At 39.5% G+C, this 17,576-nt stretch carries 13 protein-coding genes, 1 tRNA gene and 1 riboswitch; of the genes, 7 read left to right on the top strand and 7 right to left on the bottom strand.

Annotated features, from left to right (window positions below; all coding sequences use genetic code 11):
• Nucleotides 1–47 precede the first annotated feature (47 nt).
• The 3 genes from aroA to DPV81_RS08505 form a co-directional block, all read right to left on the bottom strand.
• Nucleotides 48–1,346 (bottom strand): 3-phosphoshikimate 1-carboxyvinyltransferase, encoded by a 1,299-nt coding sequence (aroA, locus tag DPV81_RS08515; protein ID WP_111387873.1) that lies wholly within the window; start codon nt 1,344–1,346, stop codon nt 48–50.
• Nucleotides 1,346–2,182 (bottom strand): formyltetrahydrofolate deformylase, encoded by an 837-nt coding sequence (purU, locus tag DPV81_RS08510; RefSeq protein WP_049365819.1) that lies wholly within the window; start codon nt 2,180–2,182, stop codon nt 1,346–1,348. The genes aroA and purU overlap by 1 nt, the downstream gene beginning before the upstream one ends.
• Nucleotides 2,183–2,252: 70 nt before the next feature.
• On the bottom strand, nt 2,253–2,657 hold the full coding sequence (locus DPV81_RS08505; protein ID WP_049365820.1) for an H-NS family histone-like protein: 405 nt from the start codon (nt 2,655–2,657) through the stop codon (nt 2,253–2,255).
• Between the two features lie 301 nt (nt 2,658–2,958).
• A riboswitch (Lysine riboswitch) is annotated at nt 2,959–3,136 on the top strand.
• 60 nt (nt 3,137–3,196) lie between these two features.
• Here DPV81_RS08505 and DPV81_RS08500 point away from each other — a divergent pair.
• Nucleotides 3,197–4,717 (top strand): Na+/H+ antiporter NhaC family protein, encoded by a 1,521-nt coding sequence (locus DPV81_RS08500; protein WP_014065517.1) that lies wholly within the window; start codon nt 3,197–3,199, stop codon nt 4,715–4,717.
• Nucleotides 4,718–4,785: 68 nt separating this feature from the next.
• On the opposite strand, the gene cls is transcribed toward DPV81_RS08500, so the two are convergent.
• Nucleotides 4,786–6,246: a cardiolipin synthase gene (gene cls, locus DPV81_RS08495; protein WP_111387871.1), complete on the bottom strand. Its 1,461-nt coding sequence runs from the start codon at nt 6,244–6,246 to the stop codon at nt 4,786–4,788.
• An 18-nt stretch (nt 6,247–6,264) separates the two neighbouring features.
• Here cls and DPV81_RS08490 point away from each other — a divergent pair, with 18 nt between their 5' ends.
• Genes DPV81_RS08490 through DPV81_RS08480 form a run of 3 tightly spaced genes read left to right on the top strand, consistent with a single transcriptional unit; the run spans nt 6,265 to nt 8,595 of the window.
• Nucleotides 6,265–6,957 (top strand): TIGR01621 family pseudouridine synthase, encoded by a 693-nt coding sequence (locus tag DPV81_RS08490; protein ID WP_111387869.1) that lies wholly within the window; start codon nt 6,265–6,267, stop codon nt 6,955–6,957.
• Nucleotides 6,958–7,008: 51 nt separating this feature from the next.
• Nucleotides 7,009–7,812 (top strand): exodeoxyribonuclease III, encoded by an 804-nt coding sequence (gene xthA, locus DPV81_RS08485; protein WP_049365824.1) that lies wholly within the window; start codon nt 7,009–7,011, stop codon nt 7,810–7,812.
• Between the two features lie 9 nt (nt 7,813–7,821).
• Nucleotides 7,822–8,595, top strand: a complete 774-nt coding sequence (locus tag DPV81_RS08480; RefSeq protein WP_111387867.1) for a TIGR01619 family protein — start codon at nt 7,822–7,824, stop codon at nt 8,593–8,595.
• Between the two features lie 132 nt (nt 8,596–8,727).
• Here the strand turns inward: DPV81_RS08480 and DPV81_RS08475 are convergent.
• Nucleotides 8,728–8,803: transfer RNA gene (locus DPV81_RS08475), tRNA-Asn, on the bottom strand.
• Nucleotides 8,804–9,203: 400 nt separating this feature from the next.
• Between DPV81_RS08475 and uvrB the strand changes: the two genes are divergently transcribed.
• Nucleotides 9,204–11,240 carry an excinuclease ABC subunit UvrB gene (gene uvrB / locus DPV81_RS08470; protein WP_070867783.1) on the top strand — a complete coding sequence of 679 codons (2,037 nt, stop codon included), beginning with the start codon at nt 9,204–9,206 and terminating at the stop codon, nt 11,238–11,240.
• A gap of 36 nt (nt 11,241–11,276) precedes the next feature.
• Here uvrB and DPV81_RS08465 read toward each other — a convergent pair whose 3' ends face one another.
• Entirely contained in the window at nt 11,277–12,668 is a 1,392-nt protein-coding gene (locus DPV81_RS08465) for a DegQ family serine endoprotease (RefSeq protein WP_102704295.1), read from the bottom strand.
• Between the two features lie 414 nt (nt 12,669–13,082).
• On the opposite strand from DPV81_RS08465, the gene aroG reads away from it, so the two are divergent.
• Nucleotides 13,083–14,174, top strand: a complete 1,092-nt coding sequence (gene aroG, locus DPV81_RS08460) for a 3-deoxy-7-phosphoheptulonate synthase AroG (RefSeq protein WP_111387865.1) — start codon at nt 13,083–13,085, stop codon at nt 14,172–14,174.
• A 121-nt stretch (nt 14,175–14,295) separates the two neighbouring features.
• Complete coding sequence (locus DPV81_RS08455; RefSeq protein ID WP_207930110.1) at nt 14,296–15,213, top strand: LysO family transporter; 918 nt, start codon at nt 14,296–14,298, stop codon at nt 15,211–15,213.
• 84 nt (nt 15,214–15,297) lie between these two features.
• On the opposite strand, the gene hypF is transcribed toward DPV81_RS08455, so the two are convergent.
• Entirely contained in the window at nt 15,298–17,565 is a 2,268-nt protein-coding gene (gene hypF / locus DPV81_RS08450) for a carbamoyltransferase HypF (protein ID WP_111387861.1), read from the bottom strand.
• Nucleotides 17,566–17,576 lie beyond the last annotated feature (11 nt).

Raw genomic sequence — 17,576 nt, 5'->3', positions numbered from 1 at the left:
AAGAAAAAGGCGAACATCAATTTGTTCGCCTTTTGTTATTTTAGCAATTAGTTTCGAATACTTAATTTCTCAAATTCATCGAAGAATGTTGGGAACGTTTTAGCCGTACATTTTGGATCTAAAATCGTGACGGGGGTATCCGACAATGCAATTAGAGCAAAGCACATTGCCATACGATGATCGTTATAGGTCTCAATTTCGGCATGTTTAAATTGAGAAAGGGCAAGCGGTTGAATTCGAATAAAATCTTCACCTTCTTCAACTTCCGCACCGACTTTTCGTAACTCAGCAGCCATTGCAGCAAGGCGATCAGTTTCTTTCACTCGCCAGTTATAAATATTGCGAATAACGGTTTCACCCTTTGCAAATAAGGCAGTTGTGGCAATCGTCATGGCTGCATCAGGAATGTGGTTCATATCCATATCAATGCCATGGAGCTCAGCTTGTTCTGCCTGAATAAAATCTTCACTCCAAGTGATTTTTGCACCCATTTTTTCTAGCACATCGGCAAATAGACGGTCGCCTTGAATGGAATGTTTGCCAATTCCCGTCACTTTTACGTTGCCTTTAATTGCGGCAGCGGCGAGGAAATAAGAAGCAGATGAAGCATCACCTTCCACCATGTATTTGCCCGGTGACACATAGGATTGGTTACCTTTCACCTTAAACACTTGATAATCTTGATTTTCAACCGAAACACCAAAATCTTTCATCATCGCGAGGGTGATATCAATATAAGGTTTTGAGACTAAATCACCCACAATATGGATATCTAAATCGCCCTCAGCAAGCGGAGCAGCCATTAAAAGTGCGGTCAAAAATTGAGAAGAAATTGAACCGTCAATTTCAACTACGCCACCTTTAATCCCTTGATTGCGAATTGCAAGTGGAGGGTAGCCGTCATTTTCTAAATAACGAACATCGGCACCCGCTTGAAGAAGCGCATCAACCAAATGTTTGATTGGGCGCTCTTTCATACGTGGCTCACCAGTCAAAATGACTTCGCCTTCAGTTTTGCCTTTTAAACAAAGTGCAGCCGTCAAAGGACGCATGGCCGTACCAGCATTGCCAAGAAAAAGTGATAAGCCATTTTCAACTTGAAATGCACCACCTAAGCCTTCAACTTCACAGCAAGTTTTATCTTCAGAAAGTTGGTAATTCACCCCTAACGCTTTAAGGGCGTTTAACATATGACGAATATCATCACTGTCTAACAGGTTAGTGACCGTTGTGGTGCCTTTAGCTAATGCCGCTAATAATAATGCTCGGTTCGATAAACTTTTCGAACCAGGTAAGTTGATTTCACCTTCAATACGAGAAATCGGCTCTAAGGTGATAGCTTTCATTACAAGACCACCGTTTTGTTTTTATACACAAAAATACGATCATGTAAGGCAAGATCAAGCGCACGGCTTAATACTGTTTTTTCCACATCACGCCCTGCACGCATCATGGCATCGGCAGAGTAGGTGTGATCCACATTAATCACATTTTGCATAATAATCGGACCTTGATCCAATTCGTTATTAATAAAGTGGGCTGTTGCACCAATAATTTTTACGCCGCGCTCATAAGCTTGTTGATAGGGTTTGGCACCAATAAATGCGGGTAAGAATGAGTGGTGAATATTAATCACACGATTTGGATAACGCGCCACGAATTCTGGATTTAATACACGCATATATTTTGCTAATACAATGTAATCAGGCGCATATTCATCAATTTTTTCAGCCAGTAATTTATCGTGTTCCACACGCGTGAGGCCTTCATGGCTGACACAATGGAATGGAATATCAAAGCGTTCAACTAATTCGCGTAAATTATCGTGATTACCAATTACTGCCGCAATTTCTACATCTAATGCACCGTAGTAATTTTTCATTAAAATATCACCTAAGCAGTGCGCTTCTTTGGTGACTAAAATCACGATACGTTTACGTTTAGCACTGATTAGGCGGCAATTTGTCCCAGCTGGCAAGCTATAATTTAAGTCAGCTAACAAAGTTTCTTCGTTGAAAATACCTTCCAATTCGGTACGCATAAAGAAATGCTTTGTTTCGAAATCAACGAACTCATTATTGTGAAGAATATTTAATTGATGTTTGTAACAAATATTGGTGATTTTGGCGATTAAGCCTTTATCATCAGGGCAGTCAGTCAGTAATATTTTCTTTTCTAACATAATGAATATTTTGCAAGATAAATAAAAAAAGAGAACCCATAAAAATGGGTTCTACATTGTTAATGTGAAATTAGATTTCAAAAGAAGCTAAAGAGGCACCTTTATCTAAGGCTTTTTGAATCACACGAGGTGTACGGCCTTGACCAGTCCATGTTCTTTCTTGACCAGTTTCATCAGTATATTTGTATTTTGCTGGGCGAGGTTCACGTTTTTTACGAATTGAAGAAGGCGCAATACCAATAATAGCGGTTAATTCTTCCGCAGTGATGCCTTCTTGTTTAATTAATTCTTTATATTTTGCGATACGCGCACGACGCTCTTGTTCAGCTTGTTCAATTTCAGCTGCTTGAGCACGTTTTTCTTCAACAGCAGCTTGTAATTTTAAAAGTGAACTTTCAGCTTGTTCTAATGTTAAATCGCGTACAGCGGCGCGTAAACTACGAAGGTTAGTTAAACCTTTTGTTAATTCGTTCATGATGTCCTCTTTTTTATGTGTGTGAATGCTTAATTATTTTAAGGAAGACAATAATAACGAAAATAATATATTTGGTAAATATTAATTCGTCTAAATTAAAGAATTAATTGGTCTGATCTCATCATACTCCATATTATGGAGTGACCTGTTTTCTATACTATTGCAATCGTTCACTCATAAAATTGTGTAACAATGAATTAACAACTTAATACGTCATTTTTAATAAAAGAATAGATTTCACTGAAAGTGCAAGATTTTATTGGTAATTTTATTCATTTTAATGTAATCTCTCACCATCCTATACAACAGTAGAGGTGCGGTCATTATAAGTATTTTCCTGGAGTGGATAGCGTTGAAGGGAAAGGAAAGGAATGATTGCCGAAATCGAATAGGCGTCATCTTATTCGGTTGGTCACGTCTTCGAAAGGAACGTGACTGTCATAGTTTTTGTGTATTAACTATGGAGCGCTACGGTTCGGTCTGGTCATAATTGTGTCTTTTCTTGCCGTTGTCTCCATTAAATTATTAGGTATAACTTAATGGAACTAGTCGATTATTCTTCATCTATTTATTCAATTATACCCGCATTACTTGCGATTATTTTAGCAATTGCAACTCGTCGGGTTTTGGTGTCCCTCAGTGCTGGGATTATTGTCGGTGCGTTAATGTTGGTTGATTTCAATCCATTGAATGCACTTATTTATTTAAAAGATAATGTTGTGGCATTAGTTTATAGTAGCGAAGAAGGCATGAATTCAAATATGAATATCGTGTTTTTCTTAGTTTTACTTGGCGTATTGACCGCACTTTTAACTGTGTCAGGCAGCAACCGTGCGTTTGCTGAATGGGCACAAAATAAAATTAAAGGTCGTCGCGGTGCGAAATTATTAGCGGCATCTTTAGTGTTTGTGACATTTATCGATGATTACTTCCACAGTCTTGCTGTAGGTGCGATTGCACGTCCAGTTACTGATCGTTTCAAAGTTTCTCGTGCAAAATTAGCGTACATTCTTGATTCTACTGCTGCACCAATGTGTGTCATGATGCCAGTATCAAGCTGGGGGGCATACATTATTACTCTCGTAGCAGGTTTATTGGCAACGTATTCTATTACGTCTTATACCCCAATGGGTGCATTCGTTGCCATGAGTTCAATGAACTACTATGCGATCTTCTCATTATTGATGGTATTCTTTGTGGCTTATTTCTCATTTGATATTGCGTCAATGGCACGTCATGAAAAATTAGCGATGGAACGCGATTATAAAGAAGAAGTCATTGAAGGTGTGAAAGGTAAAGTTCGCAACTTAATTTTACCGATTTTAGTCTTAATTACCGTCACTGTTTTTATGATGATTCACACCGGTAGTGAGGCCTTAGCAGCAGATGGAAAACCATTTAGTCTCTTAGGTGCATTTGAAAATACAACAGTAGGTATTTCGCTTGTTGTTGGTGGTTCAAGTGCGGTTGCTATGTCAACATTATTGATTATTCTTGAGCGCCAAGTTTCTTTACCAGAATACGGAAAAGCATGGATTGCTGGCATTAAATCGATGTTAGGTGCAATTGCTATTCTGTTCTTTGCGTGGACAATCAATAAAGTGGTTGGGGATGCACAAACCGGTAAATACTTATCCTCTTTAGTGAGTGGCAGTATTCCAGTTCAATTTTTACCTGTAATTTTATTTATCCTTGGTTCAGCAATGGCATTCTCAACAGGGACAAGCTGGGGAACATTTGGCATCATGTTACCAATCGCTGCGGCAATGGCGACTAACTCAGCACCAGAGTTATTACTTCCTTGTCTGTCTGCAGTTATGGCTGGCGCAGTATGTGGCGACCACTGTTCACCGGTTTCGGATACAACGATTCTGTCATCAACTGGGGCAAAATGTAACCACATGGATCACGTCACCACACAATTACCTTATGCAGCAACTGTTGCGACAGCAAGTGCGGTAGGCTACATTGTGGTAGGCTTTACAGAATCAGGTTTAGCTGGATTTGTAACAACAGCAGTTGTTTTAGTAGCTTTAGTGTTTATCGTGAAGAAACGTTAATCCTAAAATGAAAAAAGAAAGGGCGTACTGTGTAGTATAGTATGCCCTTTTTGTATTTATTGTGAAATTTAGAGTAATGGACTAAACAAGAAAAATAACCGCTCGATGATTCGATGATAGAAAGGACGATTTATCCATTCTTGCATATCGAGAGCGGAAGAATTCGCTAAATAATTTTCATGGAGTGTGGCAACTTCATTAGCAAAATTACGATCTTCTACGGCAACAGTGATTTCAAAGTTAAGCAGGAAACTGCGTAAATCCATATTTACTGTACCAACGAGCGCGAGCTTATTATCGATTAACACACTTTTCGTATGTAGAAGTCCTGCTTCAAAATGATAAATTTTGACACCTGCTTCGAGTAAATCATCAAAGAATGTTCGACTTGCCCAACGAACCATCAAGGAATCATTGTTTTTAGGTAAAATGAGCGTGATATCAACGCCACGGAATGCGGCAATACGTAATGCTTCAGCAATATTGTGACTTGGCACAAAGTAAGGTGATGTGATCACAATGCTTTCTCTAGCTGCATAAATAACCGTTGCAAGAGATTGCGCAATTAAATCATCCGGGAACGCGGGGCCACTCGCAATAACTTGCACAGAATGGGTGTCGTTATCATCAATTTCTACAAGCGGACAATTTGGTAATAACAGGGGTAATTCTTCTGTCGTTTCAATTTCCCAATCCCAAGCATGTAAGCTGTTTAAAATTGGTGAAACAGGGCCGTTGATTCTCACCATCACGTCTATCCAATTTCCTACGTTGCTATCTTGTTTGAAGAAATTGGGGTCCACCATATTCATACTTCCTGTATAGGCAATTTGATTATCAATGACGATAATTTTACGGTGTTGGCGTAAATCAATCCGGTTGAAGAACATGCGGAATAAGTTTACGTGTAGCGCTTCTGTAATCTCAATGCCTTTTGTTCGCATTTCTTTACAAATCGGGCTTTTCAAAAAAGCATTACTGCCAACGGAATCGAGTAAAAGACAAACTTTAACACCACGTTGCACGGCTTCTTCTAAGGCTTGTTTAACGTCATTAATCAGACCATCATTGCTCCAAATATAAAACACCATATTAATGGAGTGGCGAGCTTGTTGAATATCACGGATGATACTTCGAATAATGCTTTCTGGAGTATCGAGAATATGTAATTCATTACCGCGAATATTCGGAATACCTAAGCGGTGGTGGACTAGTTTAAATAAAGCACGATAACGAGGATCCTGGGAATGCGCAACCAGATCTTTTTGCCCAGACAGCTGCTGAAGCCATTGTGTATATTTAGGTTTTAATGATTGAAATACTTTGGCTCGGCGAGTACCGAGTTTAATCTCACCAAAAATTAAATAAGCAATAACGCCAATCAGTGGCACAAGGTAGATAATCATCAGCCATGACAACGTAGCAGAAACCGCTTGTTTTTTGACGAGTAAACGCAATGTGACAGAAATAACTGCCATCCAAATTAACACGGGAATAATATAAACCAGTATAATATGTTCAAAACTCATTAATTTTTGACCGCACTTATGAAATTAGACATTGTTTATCAGACGGATGATTTTATCATTATTTATAAGCCTTGTGGGCTAAGTGTGCATAAAGATCAAAGTAAAATTGGTTTAACCACTTTGCTTGCCAGGCAGCTTAATGTGCCACAAGTCTGGCTTGTACATCGATTAGATAAAGTGACATCAGGTTTACTTATTTTGGCACTAAATGCCGAAAGTGCGGCTGAATTTTTCCGACTTTTTTCTGAACACCATATCCAAAAGACTTACCTTGCTCTCAGCAATCAAAAGCCCAAAAAGAAACAAGGATTGATTGTCGGCGATATGCAAAAGTCTCGTAATGGGGCTTGGAAACTTTGCCAATCGAAAGAAAATCCGGCAATTACGCGTTTTGAAAGTGTAAGTTGCGAGCCCAATTTACGGTTATTTATTTTAAAACCACAAACCGGTAAAACCCATCAATTGCGTGTCACGATGAAAAGCTTAGGGAGTCCGATTTTAGGTGATTCGCTTTATGGTAAAAACACTGAAAATATTGACCGCACTTATTTGCATGCTGCAAGATTGCAATTTGAATTTAAAGGTCAGTCATTTGATGTGTTTAGCCCACCGAAAGAAGGGGAGTGGTGGTATCGTCAAGGTGTCATGTCTCAGATTCAAAAATTTAGCTCAGTACTAGCGGACTCAACTGAACAGGAAAAGTGCGGTTAAGATTTCAATTATTTTGTATAATAGACCCAATTTTTCACATTAGGAACAAAAATGAAATTTATCTCTTTTAATATTAATGGGTTACGTGCTCGTCCTCATCAACTTGAAGCAATTATTGAAAAATACCAACCGGATGTGATTGGTTTACAAGAAATCAAAGTAGCAGATGAGGATTTTCCTTATGCAATTACTGAAAATCTGGGCTATCACGTTTTTCATCACGGACAAAAAGGCCACTATGGTGTAGCACTGTTAACCAAACAAGAACCAAAAGCGGTACGTCGTGGTTTTCCAACCGATAATGAAGATGCGCAAAAACGCATTATTATGGCAGATTTAGAAACCCCGTTTGGTTTGTTAACGGTAATTAATGGCTATTTCCCACAAGGGGAAAGCCGTGCTCATGAAACGAAGTTTCCGGCAAAAGAAAAATTTTATGCGGATCTTCAACGTTATTTAGAGCAAGATCATGATAAAGCTAATCCGGTTTTAATTATGGGCGATATGAATATCAGTCCAAGCGATTTGGATATTGGTATCGGCGATGAAAACCGCAAACGTTGGTTGCGTACTGGTAAATGTTCATTTTTACCCGAAGAGCGTGAATGGTATCAACGCTTATACGATTATGGATTGGAAGATACGTTCCGTAAATTAAACCCAACAGTCAATGATAAATTCTCGTGGTTTGATTATCGCTCAAAAGGTTTCGATGATAACCGTGGATTACGTATCGATCATATTTTAGTGAATCATCAATTAGCAGAGCGTTGCGTGGACGTCGGCATTGCATTGGATATTCGTGCGATGGAAAAACCGTCCGATCACGCACCAATCTGGGCAGAGTTTAAATAGGAAAGCAGCATGGATATGGCAAATTGGCAGAATTACCGTTCACAAGTGAATGGTATGCCTGCCGTGTTTACCGCAAATATTGAAGATTTAGATGTTTATCATGGTAAACATCTCAGTAAGGTTGTGCAATTTACCGTGCCTTATCAGGGAGATGAGGATGGTTTGCCGAATGAAGACGAATATGAAAAATTAATTAATCGTCTTTTTAAAATCCTTGCACAATTGACCGCACTTCCGAATGTTTTCTTTGCTGGGCACTTTATTTGTAACCATCAGGCAAAAATGCATTTTTATTGTGAACACGATGCTTTGCTTAAAGAAACGCTTCAGCAGCTTGATTTTGTCTCAGAAATCAATGTGCAGGATGATCCCAATTGGGATACCTATTTCGATTTCTTATTGGCTTCTCCATTGGAAATGAAATTAAATGCGACGGAAGAGATTTTAAGTATGCTGAACAGCAAAGGACGTAATTTAAGTGATACTTATTTGATTGAGCATACTTTCCATTTTGATGAAGAAGAAAAAATGTTTCCCTTTATGGATGAACTAACGCTTGGAAAAGTGTCTTTTAGTACGTTGAAATATTCAAGCCAAGCCATCCAGACGGAAGACGATGAACAGCCTTATTTCATGGTGAAATTGGAGCAAGAGCTTTCATTAGACAGTAATGAGATCTTCGAGTGGGTAGAGCGCTTTGAAAAATTAGCTATGGAGTTTTCAGGCGACTATATTGGCTGGGAATGTGATAACTTAATGGATGACCGCTCATCATTAAATTAGCCTGATAATTTATCAAATAAGCATTGATTAGATAAAAATAAAGCCCATCAACACGATGGGCTTAAATTCTTTTGGCTACAAATTTAGGATTCGTAAAAGGAGACAAACGAAAGCTAAACCAAAAGAGAAATTTGGCTCCTCCTGCGGGACTCGAACCTGCGACATATGGATTAACAGTCCACCGTTCTACCGACTGAACTAAGGAGGAATAAATTTGGTATCACAAAGAATAGGCGCGCATTTTAATGAGCGACCTGTCGCTTGTCAATACTCAAAATGAAAAAAATTATAAAAAAATTTACCGTTTTTGCTATCCACAAAGCCTGTGGATAACTTTGTGGATTGTTTTTGTTTAAAATGGTCAACCACTGGTGCAGACTGGCTTTGTCTCAAATTGTTCATCTATTAGCCATTCGTTGATATTTTCTTAAATATCAATATGTTATATAAAGTCCAGCAAAAAAAATAAAATATGTTTCAATTTTGAAGTGTTTAAGACTTGACACGCCTAAGTATGTGTAAAACTTGGATTTTTATCGCTCAATTTGGAGTAATAAATGTGCTAAAATAGCCACACTTCTAAAACAGTAAAAAAATTGACCGCACTTATGGCAGAGAAAATTAATACTAAGCCTTTTATCCTTCATTCCGATTTTAAACCTTCTGGCGATCAGCCCCAAGCAATCGAAAAATTAGTCGAAAATTTAGAGGATGGTTTGGCCCATCAAACCCTTCTCGGGGTAACAGGATCAGGTAAAACCTTTACCATTGCGAATGTTATAGCAACGTTAAACCGTCCAGCAATGTTGCTTGCCCCAAATAAAACGCTTGCCGCTCAGCTTTATGCAGAAATGAAAGCGTTCTTTCCTGAAAACGCGGTGGAATATTTCGTCTCATACTATGATTATTATCAGCCGGAAGCTTATGTACCGAGTAGTGATACCTTTATCGAAAAAGATGCTTCAATTAATGATCAAATTGAACAGATGCGTCTTTCAGCTACCAAGTCGTTCTTAGAGCGTCGAGATACTATCGTAGTCGCATCTGTTTCGGCAATTTATGGTTTGGGAGACCCTGATAGCTATTTGCAAATGATGTTGCATTTACAACAAGGGGCAATTATCGATCAACGTCAGATTTTAGCGAAGTTGGCGGAATTACAATATACAAGAAACGATCAAGCTTTTCAGCGTGGTACATTCCGTGTGCGCGGTGAAGTGATTGATATTTTCCCTGCAGAATCAGACGATCGAGCGGTACGAATTGAATTATTTGATGATGAAATTGAACGTTTAAGTTTATTTGATCCTTTAACGGGTACTAGTTTCGGCGCTGTTCCACGTTTTACGGTTTATCCGAAAACCCACTATGTAACACCAAGAGAACGTATTTTAGATGCTATTGAAAAAATCAAAGCGGAGCTTGTGCAACGCCGTGAGTATTTCATCAAAGAGCATAAATTGTTGGAAGAGCAGCGTATTACCCAACGTACACAATTTGACATTGAGATGATGAACGAGCTCGGCTATTGCTCAGGCATCGAAAACTATTCACGCTATCTTTCTGGTCGAAATGAAGGCGAACCGCCTCCGACATTGTTTGATTATATGCCGTCTGATGCGATTTTGATTATTGATGAATCACACGTGACTGTACCGCAAATTGGTGGGATGTATCGTGGTGACCGCTCTCGTAAAGAAACCTTAGTGGAATATGGTTTCCGTTTACCTTCTGCATTGGATAACCGTCCATTACGCTTTGAAGAATTCGAACGTTTAGCGCCGCAGACGATTTACGTTTCCGCAACGCCAGGCCCTTATGAGTTGGAAAAATCAGGCACTGAAATTGTCGATCAGGTGGTACGTCCAACGGGCTTACTCGATCCGCAAATTGAAATTCGCCCAGTATCTATTCAAGTGGATGATTTGCTGTCTGAAGCGCGTCAAAGGGCGGACAAAAATGAGCGTGTTTTAGTGACAACGCTGACGAAGAAAATGGCGGAAGATTTAACGGATTACTTAGACGAACACGGCATTCGTGTGCGTTATTTGCATTCAGATATTGATACCGTTGAGCGCGTAGAGATTATTCGTGATTTACGTTTAGGCGAGTTTGATGTATTGGTTGGTATCAACTTGTTACGTGAGGGCTTGGATATTCCAGAAGTTTCTCTTGTGGCGATTTTAGATGCGGATAAAGAAGGTTTCTTGCGTTCTGAACGTTCCTTAATCCAAACCATCGGTCGTGCTGCTCGAAACTTAAATGGTAAAGCAATTTTGTATGCTGATAGCATTACTAAATCTATGGAAAAAGCCATTACAGAGACGAATCGCCGTCGTGAAAAACAAATGAAATACAATGAAGAGCACGGCATTGTTCCACAGGCATTGAATAAGAAAGTCGGTGAGTTGTTAGATATTGGTCAAGGTGCAAATCAAAAAGCCAAATCGAAACAGCGTGGTAAAACGGCGGCTGAACCGACCGCACTTTACAATGCGCCTAAATCAGCCAAAGAATTCCAACAACAAATTAAGAAATTGGAACAACAAATGTATAAATTTGCTCAAGATCTCGAATTTGAAAAAGCCGCTGCTGTACGTGATCAGCTTCATCAATTGAGAGAGCAGTTTATGATATCTGAATAAAGAAAAAGAGCGGTCAAATTGACCGCTCTTTTTATTTTATTGCACTAATAAGTAGAAGTTGTTTTTACCACGTAAGATATTGAGTGCAACGGCAGATGGTTTTTCATCTAGCGCTTTGCGTAAGTCTTGCGTACTTTCAATTGGCTGACGGTTGATGCCGATGATGATATCACCCGATTTTAAACCGCGTTGTGCCGCCATTGAATTGGGCTGTACTTTACTAATTTCTACACCTTTAACACCTTTTGCATCGTAGTTGTTTAAGGTTGCACCATCTAATGCAGGAAGTTCTGTTTTACTTGCCGTTTGAGAGCCATCGTCTGCTTGTAAAGTTACTTTTACGTTGTCAGTTTTGCCATCACGTAAGTAAGTGAGTTCAATTTCTTTACCCGCACCAGAAGTCGCGATTTTCGCACGCATTTCGGCGAAACTTGAAATTTTTTGACCATTCATTGCGGTAATTACATCACCTGCTTTTAAGCCGGCTTTCTCGGCAGCAGAATTTGGAATGACTTCACTTACAAATGCACCTTGTTGCGCACTGACATTAAAGGCTTTTGCTAAATCAGCATTTAATTCGCCACCTTTAATACCGAGTAAACCACGGCGTACTTCACCAAATTCTAAGATTTGTTGAACGAGATTATTGGCTTGGTTGCTTGGAATTGCAAAGGCAATCCCTGCATTACCGCCACTTGGAGAAATAATCGCGGTATTAATACCGATTAATTCACCTTGTAAATTTAATAATGCACCACCAGAGTTACCACGGTTTACCGCAGCATCCGTTTGGATATAGTTTTCATAAGCACCGCTATCAGAACCAGTAGAGCGACCAAGTGCTGAAACGATACCAGAGGTTACAGTTTGACCTAAACCAAATGGGTTACCGATAGCAACGGTAAAATCACCGACACGTAATTTATCGGAGTCAGCCATTTTGATCGCGGTGAGATTTGTTGGTTTTTCGATTTGTACTAAAGCGATATCAGATTGTTCATCTTTTCCAACGAGTTTTGCTTTGAACTCACGTCCGTCTTGCAATTTTACGGTGATTTTATCCGCACCATCTACCACGTGATTGTTAGTTAAAACATAGCCTTTATCTGCATTGATGATCACGCCAGAACCTAAACCTCGGAAGTTGCGTGATGCACCACGATCTCCACCAAATTGTTCGCCAAATTGATCACCAAAGAAAAATTTAAATTCTTCTGGAATATCATCAGGTGATGCTGAGCGGCTGTTTGCTTTTGCTTTGCCTTCAACAGAAAGGGTCACAACTGCTGCTTGTGCTTTTTCTAACATTGGCGCAAGGCTACCTTGTTCGACAATCTCATTGGGAATAGCCGCTTGAGCGGATAAAGAGGTTGCAAACACGCTTAAACCTAATGCTATACCGGTTAATACAAAATTTCTTTTCTTCATAGAGTTCTCCAAGTAAAAATAAATGATTGAATAAGTGTTCAATCAGACAAAAAAATGAGGGGGATGTTCAGTAAAAACAAGGGCATTGAAAAAATATTTTTAAAAAGTGCGATAGATGTTGAAATTGTTTTTTTTGCCCGCATTTATCTAAACCTCTTTGTTAATTTGAAGGATAAAAGAATCATTCTGTTTAAATAGGGCTGGTACAACCTATTTTTACGTCAAAAACCTTGCCAGCCAAGGCGGAAATATAGTTTAATAACGCCCTGTTTTACTGCTTAGGTAGTATAAATCTTACGCAATCAAATAATAATTGTGTAAGAATTCAAGTGAACTAGTTTACTAGTACAAAAAATAGGTGTAGAGTAACGCCATTAGATTTAAGCACAACATTTAAGATTTAGAGAGTGACATATGGCGACGAAGAAAGAAGAAATCGAAGTAAAAGTTGCAAATGATGATACCCGAATTGAAAAAGTCGATCAGGTATTACCTCCAATTGCCTTATTAGAAAAATTTCCAGCAAGTCAAGAAGCGGCTGATTTAGTTCATGAAACCCGTTTGCATGCGCACAATATTATTCATGGGAAAGATGACCGTTTACTTGTGGTAATTGGTCCTTGTTCTATTCATGATCCTAAAGCCGCATTAGATTACGCAAAACGTTTAAAAGTATTACGTGATAAATATAAAGATACACTTGAAGTGGTGATGCGCGTTTACTTTGAAAAACCGCGTACAACAGTGGGCTGGAAAGGCTTAATTAACGATCCTTATTTAAATGATACATATCGTTTAAATGATGGTTTGCGTATTGCACGTAAATTATTATCCGATATTAACAACTTAGGCGTACCATCAGCAGGTGAGTTCTTAGATATGATCACACCACAATATGTAGCTGATTTCATGAGCTGGGGCGCAATTGGTGCGAGAACAACGGAATCTCAAGTGCACCGCGAATTAGCGTCAGGCTTATCTTGTGCGGTAGGCTTTAAAAATGGCACAAATGGTGGCGTAAAAGTAGCCTTAGATGCAATGGGGGCGGCAGAAGCTTCGCATTACTTCTTATCTGTGACAAAATTTGGTCATTCGGCTATTGTTTCAACAAAAGGAAATGAAGACTGCCACATCATTTTACGTGGTGGGGATAAAGGTCCTAACTATAAAGCCGAAGACGTTGCAAAAGTTTGTGCAGAGATCGAAAAATCAGGTCGTATTCCCCATGTTATGATTGATTTCAGCCATGCAAATAGTAGCAAACAATTCAAAAAACAAATGGAAGTTTGTGAAGATGTTTGCCACCAAATTTCAGGTGGTTCAAAACAGATCTTTGGTGTTATGGTAGAAAGTCATATCGTTGAAGGTCGTCAAGATTTAGTCGATGGTAAAGCTCAGACTTATGGACAAAGTATCACTGATGCTTGTATCGGTTGGGAAGATACAGAAATCGTGTTAAAACAGTTATCTGATGCGGTGTTAGCACGTCGTAAAGTAAATGGCTAATCAGTTTAATTTTTAGATGATTATAAGTGCGGTCAATTTTGACTGCACTTTTTTATGCGCTTTGAAAAAAGGGGAGAAAAGGGGTATGCTAGCTTCAATGGAATAAGAAAGGAAATGTATGATGCAGGATATGATAAATGGCTTATTAATTGTCTTAATACCAATGGTGTTAGGTTATTTATTAAAGGTCAATAATAAATCCTATATTGCAAAAATAAATCATATCGTGATGTTTTTGCTTTACATTATTCTTTTCTTAATGGGTTATTTACTCGGCCAGTTAGATGATTTAGAGCATAAACTGCCGATTATTGGCACAACTGCGGTGACACTATCTGCGATCATTTTGGGATCCAATATGATTGGTTTGATGCTTTATGACCGCTTTAACCCCGCTGAGCCACTTAAATCACAAGGTAAAATTGATTCTCGCTGGCACTCCTTAATTGACTCGCTCAAACTTTCCGGCACCGTGGTGATTGGTACCCTTTGTGGTTTCTTATTCAAATCCTATCTCATGTTGCCTACTGGTATCAATTTGTATGTGTTGATCGTATTGATTTTCTTTGTAGGAATTCAGCTAAGAAACAACGGCATTTCCTTGAAAGAAGCTCTGTTCAATAAACGAGGTTTCCAAACGGGGATGGTGTTTACTTTTACTTCATTATTAGGTGGCGTGATTGCCGCTTTTGTTTTAGCTATGCCAATTACACAAGGGCTGGCGTTTGCCTCTGGAATGGGGTGGTATTCGTTATCCAGTGTGGTATTGACCAATGCATGGGGACCAGTACAGGGCAGTATTGCCTTTTTTAATGATTTATCCCGTGAAATTGTCAGCTTATTTGTGATCCCATTATTTATGCGTCATTTCCGTTCGACTGCAATTGGGATTACGGGTGCGACAGCAATAGATTGCACCTTGCCAATTATCCAAAAAGCGGGAGGTATTGAAGTCACACCTATTGCGATTTCCTTTGGCTTTGTGACGAATATTCTGCCACCATTGTTATTGGTTTTCTTTTCCAGTATTCCGTTATAAAAGATAAAAAATAAATGCAAAAACAAAAGAGTTAATCGTTATTTTCCGATTAACTCTTTTTCTTATATTTAATATTAAGGATTATCAGTTTCTATGTATGGCAATAACAGCCTGACCTAAACTGAGTCCACCATCACCCATCGGTAGTTTATGCGCACTTAGTACATGGAATTCGCTCAAATTTTCTTTTAATAAACGACGTAGCAGTTGGTTATGCATCACACCGCCGGATAGCACGATGGTACGGCATTGGTGTTTTCGTGCTTGATTTGTCGCAAGTTCAGCAAAACCTTGGGCGAGAGCATAGTGAAAGACGAAGGCTTTATCTGCGGCAGGCGCATGGTAATTTAACCAACTTTGCCAGAAATAAGCCAAATCCAGTTTATTGCCGATAAGCGGCATTTTTACTGGAATATTGACCGCACTTTGTGCTTGTGTCGCCAAAGATGAGGTATTCGCCAGTGCTTCTAAATGACAGGCCGCTTCGCCCTCCCAAGAAACACTGCTTGGTGCAATACCGAGAGCGTAAGCTACGGCATCAAATAAACGCCCCGCAGATGATATTGGTGGACAATTTAGTCCTCGCTCAATGGCATTTACTAGTATTTGCCAATTCGGTTCATTGCAGGTTTTAGTGAGTATTTCTTGCCACTGTGGTACAAATTGATGCAGGTGAGCCAGCCAGTTTCGCCAAGGTTGTTTGGCGGCAAGATCGCCACCAGGTAGAGCAACAGCCGGCAGACCACCTAAATATTGACTATGTTGATAATCAATAAGTAGGCATTCGCCCCCCCAAAGTTGTCCATTTTCGCCCATACCAATACCGTCTAGAGCAAGACCAATTACAGGTTCATTACAATTGTGTTCGGCCATTACGCTGACAATATGAGCATGATGATGCAGTACTTTTATTGATGTGATTTGTTGCTGTTCGGCAAGTTGTTTACCAATGGAAGATGAAAAATAGCCAGGGTGAGCATCGACAGCGATAATGTCAGGTTTAAATTGATAAATATTTTGAAATAATGCAAGGTTTTCACTTAATTGTGATCGCACTTGCTCATTTGCTGTATCGCCAATATGTTGGCTTAGTACGGCTTTATTGTGACGTAGTAAGCAGAATGTATTTTTCAGATCAGAGCCCAACGCCAACACATTCTTCGCACTTTGTGTTTCAAGTGGTATTTCATCGGGTACATAGCCACGAGCGCGACGCAATGTTTCTAATCCATCGAAGGCAACACGAACGAGGCTATCATCGGCGCGTTGTAAAATATCACGATTGTGACAAAGATAAAAATCAGCCAAGTCAGCTAATTGTTCCACAGCATGTTCATTTTTCAGTACGGGAGGTTGCCCGCTTGCATTCGCAGACGTCATCACGAGGGGACGATTAACTGCTCGTAGTAATAAATGTTGTAGTGGATTGCTCGGTAGCATTACACCGATTTCTTGTAAGTTAGGTGCAATATTATCAGCAATATTGGGTACTTTATGTTTTGCTAGCAGTACAATTGGCGCAGCACTGCTGGTTAGCAATTCTGTTTCTTGAGAACTCAAATCCTGTAAAAACTGCAGATTAGGCACCATAATGGCTAATGGTTTTGTGGGACGATGTTTCCGTTGACGTAATAAATTAACCGCCTTTTGATTATTCGCATCACAGGCCAGATGAAAACCGCCTAAGCCTTTAACCGCGATGATGTGACCTTGTTGCAATAAAAGTGCGGTCTGTTTTAGTGCTGTTTCATGAGTAAAAAGTGTTTTTTCTCGATCCTGCAACCAGATATGGGGTCCACAGACTGAACAAGCATTAGGTTGAGCATGAAAACGACGATCAGCGGGATCTTTATATTCTTTTTCACATTGTGGACAAAGCGGAAAAACAGACATCGCCGTGTTTTTTCGGTCGTAAGGAATAGCCTTGATGATGGTGAAACGTGGGCCACAATGGGTACAATTGGTAAAGGGGTAGTGATAACGTCGATTGTTGGGATCGAATAAGTCAGCTAAACAATGTGGACAGGTTGCTGCATCGGGAATAATTTGCGTATCCATTTGATTGTTTTCGCTTTCCCGGATAGTAAAGCCTGTTATTGCAGTTGCTTCTGGCCAATCTATGGCGCGCCGAGTAATGTCCGTAATTTGAGCCAGTGGCGGAAGCTTATTTTGTAGATCGGATAAAAATTGTTCAAGAGCGTCGGATGGTGGAGAGACAAAACGAATTAATACGCCTTGTCCATCATTATTGACATCTCCATTTAATCCATATTGATTTGCCAGAAGCCAGACAAAAGGGCGAAATCCCACGCCCTGAACTTTTCCTTTTATGCGTAATTCGATCCCTTGCATAACGCAATCCT

The organism is Haemophilus parainfluenzae (assembly GCF_003252795.1).
GTDB classification, from domain to species: Bacteria; Pseudomonadota; Gammaproteobacteria; order Enterobacterales; family Pasteurellaceae; genus Haemophilus_D; species Haemophilus_D parainfluenzae_K.
The sequence above is the reverse complement of the archived record's forward strand: the minus strand, read 5'-3'. Positions and strand labels throughout refer to the sequence as shown.